General features: G+C 32.7%; 16 protein-coding genes. 10 read left to right on the top strand and 6 right to left on the bottom strand.

The features are described 5' to 3' along the window. Nucleotides 1-26 precede the first annotated feature (26 nt). The gene (katG, locus tag ACWNT5_RS16895) at nucleotides 27-2,240 is read left to right on the top strand and encodes a catalase/peroxidase HPI (RefSeq protein WP_456518010.1); all 2,214 of its coding nucleotides are present in this window, start codon (nucleotides 27-29) and stop codon (nucleotides 2,238-2,240) included. Between the two features lie 112 nt (nucleotides 2,241-2,352). Here katG and ACWNT5_RS16890 read toward each other — a convergent pair whose 3' ends face one another. Beyond that, nucleotides 2,353-2,874 (bottom strand): GNAT family N-acetyltransferase, encoded by a 522-nt coding sequence (locus ACWNT5_RS16890; protein ID WP_456518009.1) that lies wholly within the window; start codon nucleotides 2,872-2,874, stop codon nucleotides 2,353-2,355. Between the two features lie 228 nt (nucleotides 2,875-3,102). On the opposite strand from ACWNT5_RS16890, the gene ACWNT5_RS16885 reads away from it, so the two are divergent. The 7 genes from ACWNT5_RS16885 (at nucleotide 3,103) to ACWNT5_RS16855 (ending at nucleotide 10,880) form a co-directional block, all read left to right on the top strand. Further along, nucleotides 3,103-4,956 carry a DNA topoisomerase IV subunit B gene (locus ACWNT5_RS16885; RefSeq protein WP_299602017.1) on the top strand — a complete coding sequence of 618 codons (1,854 nt, stop codon included), beginning with the start codon at nucleotides 3,103-3,105 and terminating at the stop codon, nucleotides 4,954-4,956. Nucleotides 4,957-4,992: 36 nt separating this feature from the next. Next, entirely contained in the window at nucleotides 4,993-7,662 is a 2,670-nt protein-coding gene (locus ACWNT5_RS16880; RefSeq protein WP_456518008.1) for a DNA gyrase/topoisomerase IV subunit A, read from the top strand. A 374-nt stretch (nucleotides 7,663-8,036) separates the two neighbouring features. After that, a complete protein-coding gene (locus ACWNT5_RS16875; RefSeq protein WP_456518007.1) occupies nucleotides 8,037-8,594 on the top strand; it encodes an RNA polymerase sigma factor in 558 nt (185 codons plus the stop codon). A 22-nt stretch (nucleotides 8,595-8,616) separates the two neighbouring features. Further along, entirely contained in the window at nucleotides 8,617-8,913 is a 297-nt protein-coding gene (locus ACWNT5_RS16870; protein ID WP_456518006.1) for a hypothetical protein, read from the top strand. A gap of 2 nt (nucleotides 8,914-8,915) precedes the next feature. Continuing rightward, nucleotides 8,916-9,368 carry a hypothetical protein gene (locus tag ACWNT5_RS16865; RefSeq protein ID WP_456518005.1) on the top strand — a complete coding sequence of 151 codons (453 nt, stop codon included), beginning with the start codon at nucleotides 8,916-8,918 and terminating at the stop codon, nucleotides 9,366-9,368. 71 nt (nucleotides 9,369-9,439) lie between these two features. After that, a complete protein-coding gene (locus ACWNT5_RS16860; protein ID WP_456518004.1) occupies nucleotides 9,440-10,222 on the top strand; it encodes a YHYH protein in 783 nt (260 codons plus the stop codon). Nucleotides 10,223-10,232: 10 nt separating this feature from the next. Then, entirely contained in the window at nucleotides 10,233-10,880 is a 648-nt protein-coding gene (locus ACWNT5_RS16855; protein WP_456518003.1) for a toxin-antitoxin system YwqK family antitoxin, read from the top strand. A gap of 73 nt (nucleotides 10,881-10,953) precedes the next feature. On the opposite strand, the gene ACWNT5_RS16850 is transcribed toward ACWNT5_RS16855, so the two are convergent. The 5 genes from ACWNT5_RS16850 to ACWNT5_RS16830 all read right to left on the bottom strand — a co-directional run bounded on the left by ACWNT5_RS16850 (nucleotide 10,954) and on the right by ACWNT5_RS16830 (nucleotide 14,510). After that, nucleotides 10,954-11,961 (bottom strand): glycoside hydrolase family 11 protein, encoded by a 1,008-nt coding sequence (locus tag ACWNT5_RS16850; protein WP_456518002.1) that lies wholly within the window; start codon nucleotides 11,959-11,961, stop codon nucleotides 10,954-10,956. 194 nt (nucleotides 11,962-12,155) lie between these two features. Next, nucleotides 12,156-12,734: a PhnA domain-containing protein gene (locus ACWNT5_RS16845; RefSeq protein WP_456518001.1), complete on the bottom strand. Its 579-nt coding sequence runs from the start codon at nucleotides 12,732-12,734 to the stop codon at nucleotides 12,156-12,158. Between the two features lie 37 nt (nucleotides 12,735-12,771). Further along, on the bottom strand, nucleotides 12,772-13,566 hold the full coding sequence (locus ACWNT5_RS16840) for a TerC family protein (protein ID WP_456518000.1): 795 nt from the start codon (nucleotides 13,564-13,566) through the stop codon (nucleotides 12,772-12,774). Further along, a complete protein-coding gene (locus ACWNT5_RS16835) occupies nucleotides 13,566-13,943 on the bottom strand; it encodes a DNA topoisomerase IV (protein WP_299601994.1) in 378 nt (125 codons plus the stop codon). Before ACWNT5_RS16835 ends, ACWNT5_RS16840 begins: the two co-directional genes overlap by 1 nt. An 81-nt stretch (nucleotides 13,944-14,024) precedes the next feature. Then, nucleotides 14,025-14,510: a helix-turn-helix domain-containing protein gene (locus ACWNT5_RS16830; protein WP_456517999.1), complete on the bottom strand. Its 486-nt coding sequence runs from the start codon at nucleotides 14,508-14,510 to the stop codon at nucleotides 14,025-14,027. A 386-nt stretch (nucleotides 14,511-14,896) separates the two neighbouring features. Here ACWNT5_RS16830 and ACWNT5_RS16825 point away from each other — a divergent pair, with 386 nt between their 5' ends. Together ACWNT5_RS16825 and ACWNT5_RS16820 are read left to right on the top strand one after the other, a co-directional pair. Continuing rightward, complete coding sequence (locus tag ACWNT5_RS16825; RefSeq protein ID WP_299601988.1) at nucleotides 14,897-16,054, top strand: M14 family zinc carboxypeptidase; 1,158 nt, start codon at nucleotides 14,897-14,899, stop codon at nucleotides 16,052-16,054. Nucleotides 16,055-16,129: 75 nt separating this feature from the next. Further along, nucleotides 16,130-16,609, top strand: coding sequence for an Lrp/AsnC family transcriptional regulator (locus ACWNT5_RS16820; RefSeq protein ID WP_299601986.1), 480 nt, complete (start codon nucleotides 16,130-16,132; stop codon nucleotides 16,607-16,609). Nucleotides 16,610-16,643: the final 34 nt, after the last annotated feature.

Below are 16,643 nucleotides of genomic sequence, written 5' to 3'. Positions count from 1 at the left end.
GGAAGTATACTTTAAAACTCTATATTATGAATAACACGAAAAGCTATGGTATAAATAGCCAAGGGGATATTAGTAAGTGTCCATACATGGGAGGACCTCAAAAGCATACTGCGGGTCATGGAACGACCAACAGAGATTGGTGGCCAAACGAATTAAAATTAAATGTTTTAAGACAGCATAATTTAAAATCAAATCCATTAGGAGATGAATTCGATTATGCAAAAGCTTTCAACAGTCTGGATTATTATGCTTTAAAGAAAGACTTGATGGATTTTATGACTGAGTCACAAGATTGGTGGCCAGCAGATTATGGTCATTATGGAGGTTTAATAATACGTATGGCATGGCACAGTGCCGGAACCTACAGAGCTGGAGATGGGCGAGGTGGAGCTTCTTCAGGATCGTTAAGATTTGCACCATTGAATAGTTGGCCCGATAATGGTAATCTGGACAAAGCACGTTTGTTGTTGTGGCCAATAAAGAAGAAGTATGGAAATAAAATTTCTTGGGCCGATTTAATGATTTTAGCAGGTAACTGTGCTATAGAGTCTATGGGGCTAAAAACCTTTGGTTTTGGCGGAGGAAGAATCGATGTGTGGGAACCAGAACAGGACATCTATTGGGGGTCTGAAAAGGAATGGTTAGGTAACGATGCTCGTTTTTCTGAAGGTAGAGATAATTTAGAAGCTCCTCTTGGAGCTGTTCATATGGGGTTAATATACGTAAATCCAGAAGGGCCAGATGGTACTCCAGATCCTTTGGGTTCCGCTGAAGATATGAGAACTACTTTTAGACGAATGGCAATGAGTGATGAAGAAATTGTAGCATTAACCGCTGGAGGGCATACTTTTGGTAAAGCTCATGGAGCAGCAGATGCTGATCAATATGTTGGAGCAGAACCGCACGGAGCTGCTATTGAAGAAATGAGTACTGGTTGGAAAAACACGTACGGATCAGGAGTGTTAGATGATGCAATTACCAGTGGATTAGAAGGTGCATGGACTCCAAATCCTGATAAATGGGATCATGATTATTTTAAAGTATTATTAGATTATGAATGGGAATTAACTAAAAGCCCTGCTGGAGCTCATCAATGGGCACCAAAAGCCGATTCAGGAGCTCCAACAGCACCAACGGCTGGGGATCCTTCAAAGAGACAAGCATTAATGATGACCGATGCTGACATGGCTTTAAAAATTGATCCCGAGTTTTTAAAGATTTCTAAACATTTCAGAAACAATCCCGAAGATTTAGAAGATGCATTTTCTAGAGCATGGTATAAATTAACGCATAGAGATATGGGGCCGATTTCACGTTATTTAGGACCAGAAGTTCCTAAAGAAGAATTGATTTGGCAAGATGTTGTTCCGAAAGGGAAGATGTTAAATGAATCGGAGATTTCTTCTTTAAAAGAGAGTATTATCGATTCTGGACTAACAACTTCACAACTAGTTACCACAGCGTGGGCATCTGCATCAACATATAGGGATTCTGATAAAAGAGGAGGAGCTAATGGTAGTCGTATTCGTTTAGAACCACAAAAAAGTTGGGAAGCGAATAATCCAGCTGAATTAGCTAAAGTGTTAGATGTTTATGAAACAATTCAGAAGTCTTTTTCTGGAGATGTGTCTATAGCTGATTTAATTGTTTTAGGTGGTAGTATTGGAGTAGAGATGGCTGCTAAAGAAGCTGGTTTTGAAATAACAGTTCCCTTTACTAGTGGTAGAGGAGACGCAACGCAAGAACAAACAGATATTAGTTCTTTTGATTATTTAGAACCTCAAGCTGATGGTTTTAGAAATTATATTCATAAAGATCAAACATCCTCAGCTGAAGACTTATTAGTAGATAGGGCACAACTACTAACGCTTTCTATTCCAGAAATGACAGTTCTTGTTGGGGGGTTACGAGTATTAGGAGCAAATTATGATGGTTCTCATCACGGTGTTTTTACGGACAATATTGGTGTATTAACGAACGATTTCTTTAAAAACATACTTGATTTTACGTATACATGGAAAGCAACTTCTTCTGATGATACTCTATTCGAAGGTAGTGATCGTAGAACAGGGCAGGTTAAGTTTACAGGAACTAGAGCAGATCTTATTTTTGGTTCTAATACAGAATTAAGAGCCGTTGCAGAAGTTTATGCGTCTGATGATGCTAAAGAAAAATTTGTGCAAGATTTTGTGTCTGCTTGGACAAAAGTGATGGATTTGGATAGGTTTGATATCAAATAGAAATGAAATTGAAAAATTGAATATCCTAAAAAGGTGGTCTTCTTAAAGGTCACCTTTTTTATTTCTAATCAATTTTGGCATGTAGATAAGAAATGTTTTGTACTAATCTTATTTATGGATTGAATTCTGATTTCGTGATCTTGTAATATGATGAATTAACGATTCCTTCACAGCTTCCTTTTTTCCAAAATTTCATACCTATTTTTTCCAATACTCTTATCGAGGCGCTATTTTCATCTGCAGCTCTTCCAATAATCTCATGAAGTTGTAATTCATGAAAACCATAGGTTAATGTCGCTTTGGCCGCTTCTGTAGCATATCCCTTATTCCATTGGTCTTTGTAAAAACGAAACCCCAAATCAATTAGATCTTCTTCATTTTTCTTAAGTCCGCACCATCCGATAAATTGATTCGTGGGTTTTAATAGTACAGCCCATCTTCCATAACCAACGCTACGATATTGTTGTTTTTGATAGTTTTTTAGGAATGTGATTGTATCTTCTACATTTGCAAATGCTTGATCACCAGTAAATTTTAGCACTTCTGGATCCGAATTAAGGTCGAAGAAATCCTGAGCATCATCAAGAATGAATTCTCTTAGTATAAGTCTTCTGGTTTCTGTGATGTGTTTCATTAGGATAAAGATTGGTAATTTATAAATAAATACAAAATGTTCTATAAAGTATAATAAGGTCTGAAATGGTATTTCAATTTTAATGATTTTTAAGGTAATTATTAGTTACTTGGTTGTCTGTCAAATAATCAACAAAAACTAATTCAGAATTGTTAATTACTTTGTAGTTGGGGTATTTTAAAATCGTAAGTGAAATCTTATATTAGCAAGCATTCTACCCAAAATTTTATGAGTCAGGAAACAAAATATACCGAAGATAATATACGATCCCTCGATTGGAAAGAGCATATCCGTATGCGACCAGGGATGTATATAGGGAAACTAGGTGATGGATCTTCAGCAGATGATGGAATCTATATTTTACTAAAAGAAGTACTTGATAATTCTATTGATGAATACGTCATGGGTGCTGGTAAAACCATAGAAATTTCTATACAAGGTGATAAGGTAATTGTTAGGGATTACGGTCGTGGGATTCCTTTGGGAAAAGTAGTTGATGTAGTTTCTAAAATGAATACAGGAGGTAAGTATGATTCAAGAGCATTTAAGAAATCCGTAGGTTTAAATGGAGTTGGTACTAAAGCGGTAAATGCTTTGTCTACATATTTTAGGGTAGAATCTACAAGAGATGGAAAATCTGCTTCTGCAGAATTTGAAAAAGGAAACCTAACGAATCAGGAAAAATTAGAAGAAACCTCTAGAAGAAAAGGAACCAAAGTATCTTTTATACCAGATGCTTCGATTTTCAAGAATTATAAATATCGTACCGAGTACGTAACAAAAATGCTTAAAAATTATGTGTATCTAAATCCTGGATTAACCATAATTTTTAATGGAGAAAAATATTTTTCTGAAAACGGATTAAAAGATTTACTTTCAGATAATATCAATCAAGAGGATCGTTTATATCCAATTATTCATTTACTGGGTGAGGATATAGAGATTGCCATTACACATAGTAAAACTCAGTACAGCGAAGAATATCATTCTTTTGTAAATGGACAGCATACTACACAAGGAGGAACTCATCAGGCTGCATTTAGAGAAGCGGTAGTAAAAACGGTAAGAGAATTTTATGGAAAAAATTACGAAGCAAGTGATATTCGTAAGTCTATCGTTGCCGCGATTAGTTTAAAAGTAATGGAACCGGTTTTTGAAAGTCAGACAAAAACCAAATTAGGTTCCACCGAAATGGGAGGTGATTTTCCAACGGTAAGAACATATATAAATGATTTTGTAAAAACGAAACTGGATAATTTTCTACATAAAAATTCGGATACAGCTGAAGCATTACAACGGAAGATACTGCAGGCAGAACGAGAAAGAAAAGATTTATCTGGTATTCGTAAGTTGGCTAGAGAAAGAGCAAAAAAGGCCAGTTTGCACAATAAAAAATTGAGAGATTGTAGAATTCACCTTACAGATAGTAAAAAAGATAGAAATTTAGAGAGTACTTTGTTTATTACGGAGGGAGATTCTGCAAGTGGATCGATAACAAAATCTAGGGATGTAAATACACAAGCTGTATTTAGTTTACGTGGAAAACCACTAAACAGCTACAACATGTCTAAAAAGATTGTGTATGAAAACGAAGAATTTAATCTACTGCAAGCTGCATTGAATATAGAGGAGTCCCTAGAGGATCTTAGATATAATAACATCGTAATAGCAACCGATGCCGATGTGGATGGAATGCACATACGTTTGTTATTGATTACATTTTTCCTTCAGTTTTTTCCAGAGGTCATTAAAGAAGGACATCTATATATATTACAGACGCCTTTATTTAGAGTACGAAATAAAAAAGAAACTATTTATTGTTACTCAGAACAAGAAAAGAAAGATGCAATTGAGAAATTATCTGGGAAGCCAGAGATTACTCGATTTAAGGGATTGGGAGAAATATCTCCGGATGAATTTGTTCATTTTATTGGAGATGATATTCGTTTAGATCCTGTGATGCTAGATAAAGAAAAGTCTATAGAAGAGTTATTGTCTTTTTATATGGGTAAGAATACACCGAGTAGACAAGAATTTATTATAGAAAATCTGAAAGTAGAATTAGACGCAGTAGAAGATTAATCCAAAAGGAATACAAAAAGTGCCCCGTAAAAAGGTATGGATATAGAAAACGAAAACGAAGAATTGCATAATGAATTAAATCCAGAGGATCATCAGCCTCAGGAAGTGATTACCAAAGTTACTGGAATGTATAAAGACTGGTTTCTGGATTACGCTTCATATGTAATCCTAGAGAGAGCAGTACCAGCAATTGAAGATGGACTGAAGCCAGTACAAAGAAGAATTCTTCATTCTATGAAGGATTTAGACGATGGTCGGTATAATAAAGTAGCAAACATTGTTGGTCATACTATGCAGTATCATCCTCATGGAGACGCAAGTATTGCGGATGCGATGGTACAAATTGGTCAAAGAGACTTGCTAATCGATATGCAGGGTAACTGGGGTAACATTCTTACTGGAGATAGAGCAGCAGCTTCTCGTTATATCGAAGCACGTTTATCTAAATTTGCTTTAGACGTTGTGTATAATCCTAAAGTTACGGAATGGCAATTATCGTATGACGGTCGAAAGAAAGAACCAATAAATCTTCCAGTAAAATTCCCATTACTTTTAGCACAAGGTGCAGAAGGTATTGCGGTAGGATTAAGTACTAAGATTCTTCCTCATAATTTTATTGAATTAATTGAAGCCTCGATAAAGCACTTATTAGGGAAGCGTTTTACTATTTTACCAGATTTTCCTACGGCCGGAATTGCCGATTTTACAAACTATAATGATGGTAATCGTGGTGGTAAGGTTCGGGTACGTGCAAAGATTTCTCAGTTAGATAAAAACACATTGATTATAAGCGAGATACCGTTTACTACTACAACCTCTAGTTTAATTGATTCAATCCTAAAAGCAAACGATAAAGGGAAGATAAAAATTAAAAAAATAGAGGATAATACTGCAGCAGATGTAGAGATTTTGGTACACTTGCCAAGCGGTATTTCGCCAGACAAAACCATTGATGCATTATATGCATTTACCAATTGCGAAACATCAATTTCTCCACTGGGTTGTGTTATCGAAGAAAATAGTAGGCCAAATTTTATAGGAGTTTCTGAAATGCTTAAACGTTCTACGGATCATACGGTAGAATTGTTAAAAAGGGAATTAGAAATTCAATTAAATGAACTACAAGAGCAGTGGCATTTTGCTTCTTTGGAAAGAATCTTTATTGAGAATCGTATTTACCGCGAAATTGAAGAAGAAGAAACCTGGGAAGGTGTAATTCAGGCAATTGATAAAGGGTTGCAACCTCATATTAAACATCTGAAAAGACCTGTTACAGAAGATGATATTGTACGTCTAACCGAAATTCGAATTAAAAGAATTTCAAAGTTTGATATTGATAAAGCTCAACAAAAGATAGAGGCTCTTGAAGAAGATATTGCACAAGTAAAGCATCACTTAGAGCATTTAGTTGAATATGCAGTGTCTTATTTTAAAAGACTGAAAGAAACATATGGTAAAGGTAGAGAGCGCAAAACAGAAATCAGAATTTTTGATGATATAGAAGCTACAAAGGTAGTAATCAGAAATACAAAGCTTTATGTGAACAGGGAAGAAGGTTTTGTAGGTACATCTTTACGAAAAGATGAATATGTAACGGATTGTTCGGATATTGATGATATTATCTGTTTTATGGCAGATGGTAAAATGATGGTGACCAAAGTAGGGTCCAAAACATTTGTGGGGAAAGATATTATCCATGTAGCTGTATTTAAAAAGAAAGACAAAAGAACTATATATAATATGATCTACCAAGATGGTAGAGGTGGAGCTTCTTACGTAAAACGATTTGCGGTTACCAGTGTTACTAGAGATAAAGAATATGATCTAACGCAAGGAAAGAAGAGTTCTAAAATTACTTATTTTACAGCTAATCCTAATGGAGAAGCAGAAGTAATTACCATTTTCTTGCGTCAGGCAGGAAGTATCAAGAAATTAAAATTTGATCTTGATTTTTCTGATTTATTAATAAAAGGAAGAGGTGTAAAAGGTAATATTGTTACTAAATATAACATCAAAAAAATCGAACTGAAGGAACAAGGCGTTTCAACATTAAAACCTCGTAAAATTTGGTTTGATGAAACAGTAAGAAGATTGAATGTTGATGGAAGAGGAGATTTATTAGGAGAATTTAAAGGTGAAGATAGGCTGCTGATTGTTAATCAAAAGGGTGTTGTTAAGACCATAGTTCCGGAAATAACAGTTCATTTTGATTCAGATATGATCGTTTTGGAGAAATGGAAACCTATGAAACCTATTTCTGCAATATACTGGGATGGTGAAAAAGAACGATATTATGTAAAACGATTCATAGTAGAGAATTCGGATAAGGAAGAAAGTTTTATCTCTGACCATCAGAAGTCATTCTTAGAAATTGTCTCCACAGATCATAGGCCAGTGGCAGAAGTTGTTTACAATAAAATTAGAGGCAAGGATCAAAAACCAAATGATGAAATTAGTTTAGAGGATTTTATTGCTGTAAAAGGAATTAAGGCACAAGGAAATCAACTGACTACGGAGAAGGTGAGGCAGATTAATTTATTAGATCCATTACCCTATGAAGAACCAGAAGATGTGCCAGCAGAAGAAATTGAAGTGGTAGAAGAAGAGGCTGTGGATGCTGACATAAAAAATAAGGAAACAGGAAATGGAGTAACACTTGATAATACTGAAGATGATGGCGACGGAGAACAAACTTCTTTGTTTTAAACATCTTAATTTTAAGTGCTTACAGGTTTTGTGTAAACTATTACTTTATATTTTAAAATATGTTAATTATAATATTAATAAATCCCGTGTTTATATGATACGGGATTTTTTGATGTAATAGTTTGGGCTAGATAGATTCCCTTCTTCGGGTTTAAAAAAGGATAACTTTATTTGATTTTAAAGTAAATAAAAGTTTATCTGAAATCAGATAATCTAGGTGTTTTTAATTTTTTAGAGATTAGATATTATAGTAAATTTTATTTCGTTCTTTTCTGCAGTAATATTTTTATTAGCAACAATTACCTTTGAGTAGAGTTTATTTATATACTAGATAGGTCGGATAATGATTTATTTAAACGTAAAACATAAACTTATTGAAAAGTGAAGTTGAGATTATTGAAGCTATTATTGATGGGGACGAAAAAGCCTTAGCTACACTGTATACTCTATATTCAGAAAAAATTTACAATACAGCACTTAGCTACACTAAAATTGAGGAAGATGCAGAAGAAATTACGCAAGATGTTTTTTTAAAAATTTTTAAAAATGTTTTAAAGTTTAAGAGGGAATCTTCATTGAATACATGGATTTATCGTATTACAGTGAATACATCACTTAATTATTTAAAAAAAAAGAATAGATTTAAACTATTCAATAATCGGTTAATTAATTCTCAATCTATTGATTTTCATCACCCAGGCGTTTTATTGGAAAATAAGGAGAAAGCGGCAATACTTTATAAGGTAATTGATTGTCTTTCTAAAAATCAAAAAACAGCTTTTATTTTAAGTTATATTGAAGGACTCCCTCGACAAGAGGTAGCGGATATTATGGAAACTTCTTTAAAAGCGGTGGAATCTTTATTACAGCGTGCGAAAAAGAAAATGAAGTCAGAATTAGAAAAAATTTATCCCGATAGAAGGAAATCGTAAAATTAATTGTCTAAAAAGCAATATGGATGAAGAAAAAGAAAAATGGGTAGAGGCTATCTTTCAAAGTATGAAAGATAGTCGTAGGGCATCGCCAAAACCTGAACTGTTATCAAAAATCAATGAACAAATTCATTTTGAACAAGTTGATTTTGTTCCTTTTACTAAGTTGCGGTATGCTTTAGTAGCCGCTATTTTTGTTCTTTTGGTTAATTCGATAGCACTGGTTTATTATGTTCAAAATCAGCAATTAAACCATAAAGAAAGAACATTTATGAACGTTTATAATGAGTCTTTAATTAACTCGTATCAAATTTATTAATTATGAATAATAAAAGAGTTTACAATTTCGTGATCATAGGTTTGGTAGTACTTAATATTATTCTTCTAGCCTTTCTTTTAATCAAACCACCTCAACCTATTAAGAGATCTGCGCCTAAGAACTTTCGATCTGAAATAGTAAAAACATTACGTTTGAATGATTTGCAAGAATCTCGGTTTCATAATTTAGCTGATGAGCATAAACAAAAAATGGCTGATATAGATAAGGAAAAGGTGAAATTGCTTTATCCTTACTTTGAGAGTCTTTCAGACACCTCATTGGTTATAAACAAGGATAGTATTTTAAATCAATTGCAACAATATGAAAGAAAGAAAATTGAATTAACATATCTTCATTTTAAAGAAATAAAAGAGCTTTTGACAAAGGAGCAATTAGTTGATTTCGATGCTTTTATGAGTAAAGTTGTTAATCGTTTATCAGGGAGTAGAAAATAATATTAAAGTTTTACCGAAGGATTTTGTTTAATTGGTTGTCTAAAGAGAAAAATCAATTAAAATAAATTATTATGACAAAATCTGTTTTTTTTCGGTTCAGAATATTATTTGGGTTAACCATGCTTGTTTTATTTTCTTGTAAAAGTGATGATAATGGATCTAATGTTACAGACCCTGATAGTGGAAGCACTCCTGTTTCTGCATTTGATGAATTTAATCCAGATGCGGTAACTGTCTCATTCGATGGTGATGAGATTACTATAGAATCAAATGGTCTTCCTAATCATACATCTCCATATTGGGAAGAAACAAATCCTTTATATATTGAGCCTGTGATAGCAGTTGCTCTAACTCCTGGTCGTATTGGTGGAGATAGAAGTTATTCATTAACTGTTCCTACTTCACCACAGATTGCTTCAACAAGTACTGCAACTGGGTTAGGGGCTATAGGTATTTCAGTCACTGGTGTCCCTATTTTTAATGATTTAGAAGGGCCAAATAGACCTCTAGAAGAGGTTATTGTTGAAACATTTGATTATGCAGGAGCACATAATGGCCCTTCTGGTTATCATTACCATATAGAGTCATATGATGTACCAGAAAACACGGAGCTTTCGTATGATGATGAAAAGTTAATAGGTATAATGTCCGATGGTTTTTTATTATATGGCAGGAGAGAAATGGATGGAGCTTATCCAAATGATCTCGATGAATCTGGTGGTCATTTGGGAGTAACTCAGCATAGTGGTGATGAAGAGTTTTATCATTATCATATTGTTAATGAATTTTATTTGGGAAATGTTATTGCGCTTTTTGCGGGCGATTTACAAGGAACACCGAATGCTATTTTTTAAATTGTTTACAATGAGTGTTTCATGTTTTGAAATAATGATAAAGCATGCAAGATTAGTTGTATTATCGTTGTGTCTTTTAAATTTAGGGTGTACAGAACAAATAAAAACAAAACAAAATGGGATTGATCTTCTTAAAGAGGAGTTTGTTGAAGTACCAGATACAGCTGTTCATAAAGCATATCTAAACTATAATCATAAAACATCTCAGTGGTTATTAAATGGTGAGTTCTACTCTGGATATATTGTTAGTTTTCATAGTAATGATACGTTAAAAGAAAGAACAGGTGTTTTAAATGGAAAAAAACAAAACAAATCAACCCTATGGTATTCTGATGGACATTTTAAAGAAGTGGCTAATTATCATAACGGAAAACTTCATGGAGAGAAGAAGATATGGTCTGCAGAAACAGATCATATGCTAATATCTCATTTAAATTATTATAGAGGTAAACCTCACGGAGAGCAAAAACAATGGTATACTACAGGAGAACTTTATAAAAAAATGTTTCTGAATATGGGAAAAGAAGATGGTATTCAACAGGCGTTTAGAAAGAATGGTGATTTGTACGCTAATTATGAAGTGAAAAATGGTAGAATATTTGGTCTAAAAAAATCAGTACTCTGTTATGGATTAGAAGATGAAAATGTAAAAAAATAAACCGCTATTAATCAGCGGTTTATTTTTTTTACATTTTCGAAAAAACTCTAGGCGTTCAATGAATGCTAAAGCCTTAAAGAATAATAAGTTTTTTAGCTGCATTATTGTTATTGGTATTTAAAACAACAAAATACATTCCTTTTGGTAAATTTTCTATTTCCGTAATGGTTTCTGTTGCACCATAATTTTTGGATAAAACAATTTTACCAGAGACATTGTAAACTTCAAGTTTTTTTTCTTGATTAGAAATATTAAAATTCACATGAGCAATATCCTTTGCTGGGTTAGGATAAATATCAAAATATGAGTTAGGTTTTTGTAAATCATCAACACCTAAAACGGTATTATCTACTGATACATCTAGTTCTGTAAATTCAAAACTTCCATTACTCTGATATCCTTCTACAACGATAGAGACTTCGTGTAATTTCCCTAGATCCATACCAATAGACTCCCATTGTCTGAAATGCTCTGATATATCAATGCTTCCTTCAGTTCTTCTATCTCTTCGAATGCTAAAATATTGCTGAAAAGTAGTGTTTCCAACTATAGAAGGCTGGTTTACTCTGGTGTTTTCATAAATATCATAAAAACTCCCATTGATTTCAAAAGACCCTTTTAGTTCAGCACCATCTGCCATAGAAGGAATCCAATTTCGCCAATCTTCAATCACATAATACTCGACTAAAGGCTCTACAGTCCATCCATATACTGATAGATATGAGTTTCCTGAAGCAGAAGAAGGATTATAATTACAATTGTAAGTAGCATAAAATTCTCCTATTTCCTGATGTTCTTGAGTTTGGTTATATCCAAGACCTCTTCTTGCTAGATAGTTTAAAATACCACTCCATTCTCCGCTAAAAAGTGCTCCATTTCCTAAAGTCATACAGGCTGTGCCTTGTGAGTTTTGATTCCATAGTTCATATCTAAAACCGTCTTCTTCTCCAGCAATCTGATCTGCTCCCGGTTGTATACAATACGTTTGCGCATTTGTAGTATACATGTTGAAGTGAAAGCATAACAAAACTAGTATTACAGGGATTTTTGCAAATAATGATCCTAAAACATTGTTTTTCATGGTTAAGTTCTTTTCTTTAAAATTTACCTGTTATATATAAATGGGAGGTAGTTTATAGCAGGCAAGTTGTGATTAATAAAGTGCAATGTTATTGAATAACAAGAAAAGACAAAAAATATTGAAAAATGTAACGTGTTTTATTTACTTAAAGTTTAAGTAGAAAGTTTTCGATAATTTTCTGAGTTTTATTCGATTCATGATTTTTTTACGTATTTCGTTAAAATCACGATATGTTGCCCATTAATTTTCCCTTCGATATGTTCTGAATTATCATGTACTAAGGAGATATTTCTTACCGCTGTTCCGCGTTTCGCTGTAAAAGTAGCTCCTTTTACGTTTAAATCTTTAATAAGGACAACATTATCACCAGCTTTTAATAAAGCACCATTTGCATCGAGATGTTTAATTTCGATATTTTCATCATTATGATCTCCAGAAGCTTTCGCCCAATCTAATATTTCGTCATCTAAGTATAACATATCCAAAAGGTCTTGAGGCCATCCTTCTGATTTTAATCTATGAAGTATTCTCCATACCATTACCTGAACTCCTGATACTTGACTCCACATACTGTCGTTTAGACATCTCCAATGATTAGGATCCATAGTAGATGAATCCTCAATTTGTGCAGAACAAACTGAGCATAATAATATGCTAGAATCAAGTCCCACATTTGGAGATTTAGGAACTTCATAAATAGCTAGGTCATCTGATTTTCCGCATAGTTCGCAGATATTTCCACTACGATCCTTTAATTCTTTTAGTTTGGTCATAATTTTTGATGTGCAACAAGTGTAAAATCTTAAGTTACTACTTTAAGGATCCTTTTTTACGTAATTTAAAGTTGATAAACTCTACAAAAAGAGAAAACGCTATCGTAAAGTACAGATATCCTTTAGGAATAACACCAACCTCAGTATCAAAAATCTTTAGATGTGCTAAATGAGCTGCTTCCGCAATAAGCATAAATCCTATTAAAATTAGAAAAGATAACCCTAAAATTTGTACAGAAGGATGTTTGTTTACAAAACGACCAACAGGATTAGCAAATAACATCATAATCAATACCGATACAATTACTGCTATGATCATAATAATTAGGGCATCAATAGGATTATCGCTTAATCCATTGGTCATTCCAACCGCAGTGAGAATAGAATCAAATGAGAAAACGACATTTATTAAAGTGATTTGCAAGATAGCTTTTGATAAAGAACTAGAACTTTTTTCTTGAATTTCTTTTTCTTCTTCTCCTTTTTCATCTACTTTTTCGTGTATTTCATGAACACTTTTGTAGAGTAAAAAAATTCCACCACCAAATAATATTAGGGCTTGACCGCTTATTCCTGCTTTAATCCAAGGAAGATTAATATGCCAAAAGGGAGCTTCCATGGCTACTAATAAGGAGATACCAAAAAGCAATATAATTCTCATAAGCATTGCCAATAACAATCCAATATTAGTAGCTTTTTTCTGTTGCTGTTCTGGTAATTTACTAGAAGCTAAGGAGATAAATATAATATTATCAATTCCTAGGACAATTTCTAGGAAAGTAAGTGTTAGTAGGGCAACCCAAGCATCAGCAGTTGTAAAAATTTCGAGCATTAGTTAACTTTTTTAGCAGTTCCTCTCTGTTTGTTTTTTTTAACACCTACTAAACCATATTCAAAAGTGTAGGTGTCTCCATCTGTAGTTAATATTTTCATATGTATGGCTTTTTCTTCAGCCATATTTTTGGGATGTAATTTTTTTACAATATACTCACAATCATTAATCCAGCGTATGGTGGCCGTATCACTTTTACCAAGAAAATAATCTATTTCTATAGAATCATTGCGAACAAAAGTAGTTTTCGCTAATTCTCCGTTAAGATAGGTTTCGAATTCAAAAGTTCCGGTATGAAAATTTTGACAATCTCGTTCTTGCTGATAACAACCAAGAAATAGAAGAGAAGCAAGGAATAAAAAAAATAATCGAATCATAATGAATTAAAAACGATACTACGCGAAAATAAATCTATTTCGCCAAATTTCACATAGTTCTTCAGAAATATATAAAAGAAGTTAATTGTTGTATACTTTGAAGGTGCCATCCTTATAAAAGAAAACGATTTTTTCTATTTCTTTATGAAGAGAAGAATTGGATTTACTTTGAGTTAAAGAAGGGGTGGTAACTTGATCAGAACTGATATCTTTTTCGTTTGTATCGGATTGAGAGAAAAGATCTTGTTCTGAAACCGATTCATTTATAGGATTAGGAGTAGAGGATGGGACTATCTCATTTTCTGGTTTGACTTTTTCTTCTTTTTCCACCGGATTTTCTGATTTTGGGAAAGTACCTTTTCCATATAGAAGCCAATATAATTCTGCCTCAGGATATGCTTCGGTAATTTTCATTACAAAATCTAAACTCGGTTTGTTTCTTCCAGATAAAATATGCGAAATAGAAGAACGACCTACGCCCATAGCATCAGCAAATCCTGAAGCTGAAACGTGGTAAAATTTCATGATTTCCTGTATTCTTTTTCCAAAAGCAGTAGTGTTTACCATTGTAAACCAGATTAAATAAATTAGTTGGTTACAAAGGTAAACAAATGATTTAAAATAACAGTTTACAATTGTAAATATAGTCGAATTCAATATATTTAATATTAATCCACTACTTTAAATAACTATTTTTTAAGTATTGAAAATAAGTAATTTAAATATTAATTTTAAAAACTTACTTGATTAAAGTGCTTCATGAAATACTTTTCTGTACTTTTCACTATAATACTGTTTAATTATGTAAACAATACAAATATTCACATCGTATACAATTGTAAATTGGGTTAGTTTACATTTGTAACAGTAATGTTAGTTTACATCTGTAAAATTTATATTATTTTCTATGATTCTTCCTTAAACAGTAGTAATTTTAGACCAGATTTATACTTATGAAAATTGAAGAGTTAAAAGATTGGTTTACGAATTATAAACAGTCTGCAATATCAGGACGATATATACATTTAGAACATATTAAACCACTGATAGATACTATATCTCAGAAAGCAGAGATCGAACAGTTAGGAAGTTCTGAAAATGATGAGCCTATTTATCTCATTAAAATAGGTACAGGTTCCAAGAAATTGCTTTTCTGGTCTCAAATGCATGGAAATGAAAGTACCACAACTAAAGCAATATTTGATTTTCTAAAAATGTTGTCCGACGACTTTAATGAGTTATCAAAAGATATTTTAAAGCATTGTACATTATATATCATACCTATTTTGAGTCCAGATGGAGCTAGATTGTATACACGTCTTAATTATAATAAAGTAGACCTAAATAGAGATGCTCAAAATAAGACCCAAAAGGAGAGTGTAGTGTTAAGAAAACTCATAGATAGTATTCAACCTGATTATGCATTTAATCTCCACGGACAGCGTACTATATTTAGTGCAGGAGAAACTAAGAATCCTGCAACAGTTTCTTTTTTATCTCCTGCGGGAGATGAAAAACGTACCATCACTACTTGTCGTAAGATTGCTATGGAAATTATAGCAGAAATGAATACTGTATTACAACAGTTTATTCCTAATCGTATTGGTAGATATGATGATGGTTTTAATATAAATTGTGTTGGCGATACATTGTCAACGCTTAATGTACCTACAATTTTGTTTGAAGCTGGGCATTTCGATAATGATTATGATAGAGAAAGAACTAGAGAGTATATTTTCTACGCCTTAGTGACATCAGTTTCTTATATCGCTAAGAACGAAATTAAAGGAGATCATTATAAAACATATTTTGACATACCTGAAAATGGTAAGCTTTTCTACGATATTATTGTTAGAGATGCTATGTTAAATGGAAAAAATGTAGACATTGCTATTCAATATACTGAGGAATTGTCAGAAAATAGTGTCAAATTCATTCCAAAAATTGTTAAAATTGAAGATTTACAAAATTTTTATGGTCATAGAGAAATAAACGCTGATAAAAGGACAATACAGAACGAAAACGTTACAGTAGAGGTAGTTCCAGAAAACGAGTTGTTAAAATTCCGTTTAAATGATGAATTATTCTCAACAGAATTAACAAAAAGTTGAAAAAAAATATGTGAAAACATTATTTTTCTGTTATTTTTGCAATGTAATTAATCGGGAAAATTTATTAGAATTACTATGGCAAAATTTAAATTAGACGAAGTAGATCATCAAATATTAGATATGTTGATTGAAAATACTCGTACACCGTTTACAGATATTGCAAAGAAATTACTTATTTCTGCAGGTACTGTTCATGTACGTGTAAAGAAAATGGAAGAGGCTGGGATTATCGAAGGTTCTTCCTTAACATTAGATTACAAAAAATTAGGGTATTCGTTTATCGCGTATGTGGGAATATATCTTCAAAATACATCTCAGACCAAATTCGTTTTACAACGAATCAGAGAAATTCCTTTCGTTACCGTTGCTCATATCACAACAGGGAAATTTAATATTTTCTGTAAAGTAAGAGCTAAGGATACTAATCACGCAAAAGACATTATTTTCCAATTGGATGATATCGATGGTGTATATCGTACAGAAACTATGATATCGTTAGAAGAAAGTATCAATGATAAGAAACGTTTAATGCATTCAATTTTCCAAGATTTGTAAAGGGCTATTGTATGCAAACATATAAACCCTTTAG

Source organism: Aquimarina sp. 433 (assembly GCF_054054605.1).
The sequence above is the reverse complement of the archived record's forward strand: the minus strand, read 5'-3'. Positions and strand labels throughout refer to the sequence as shown.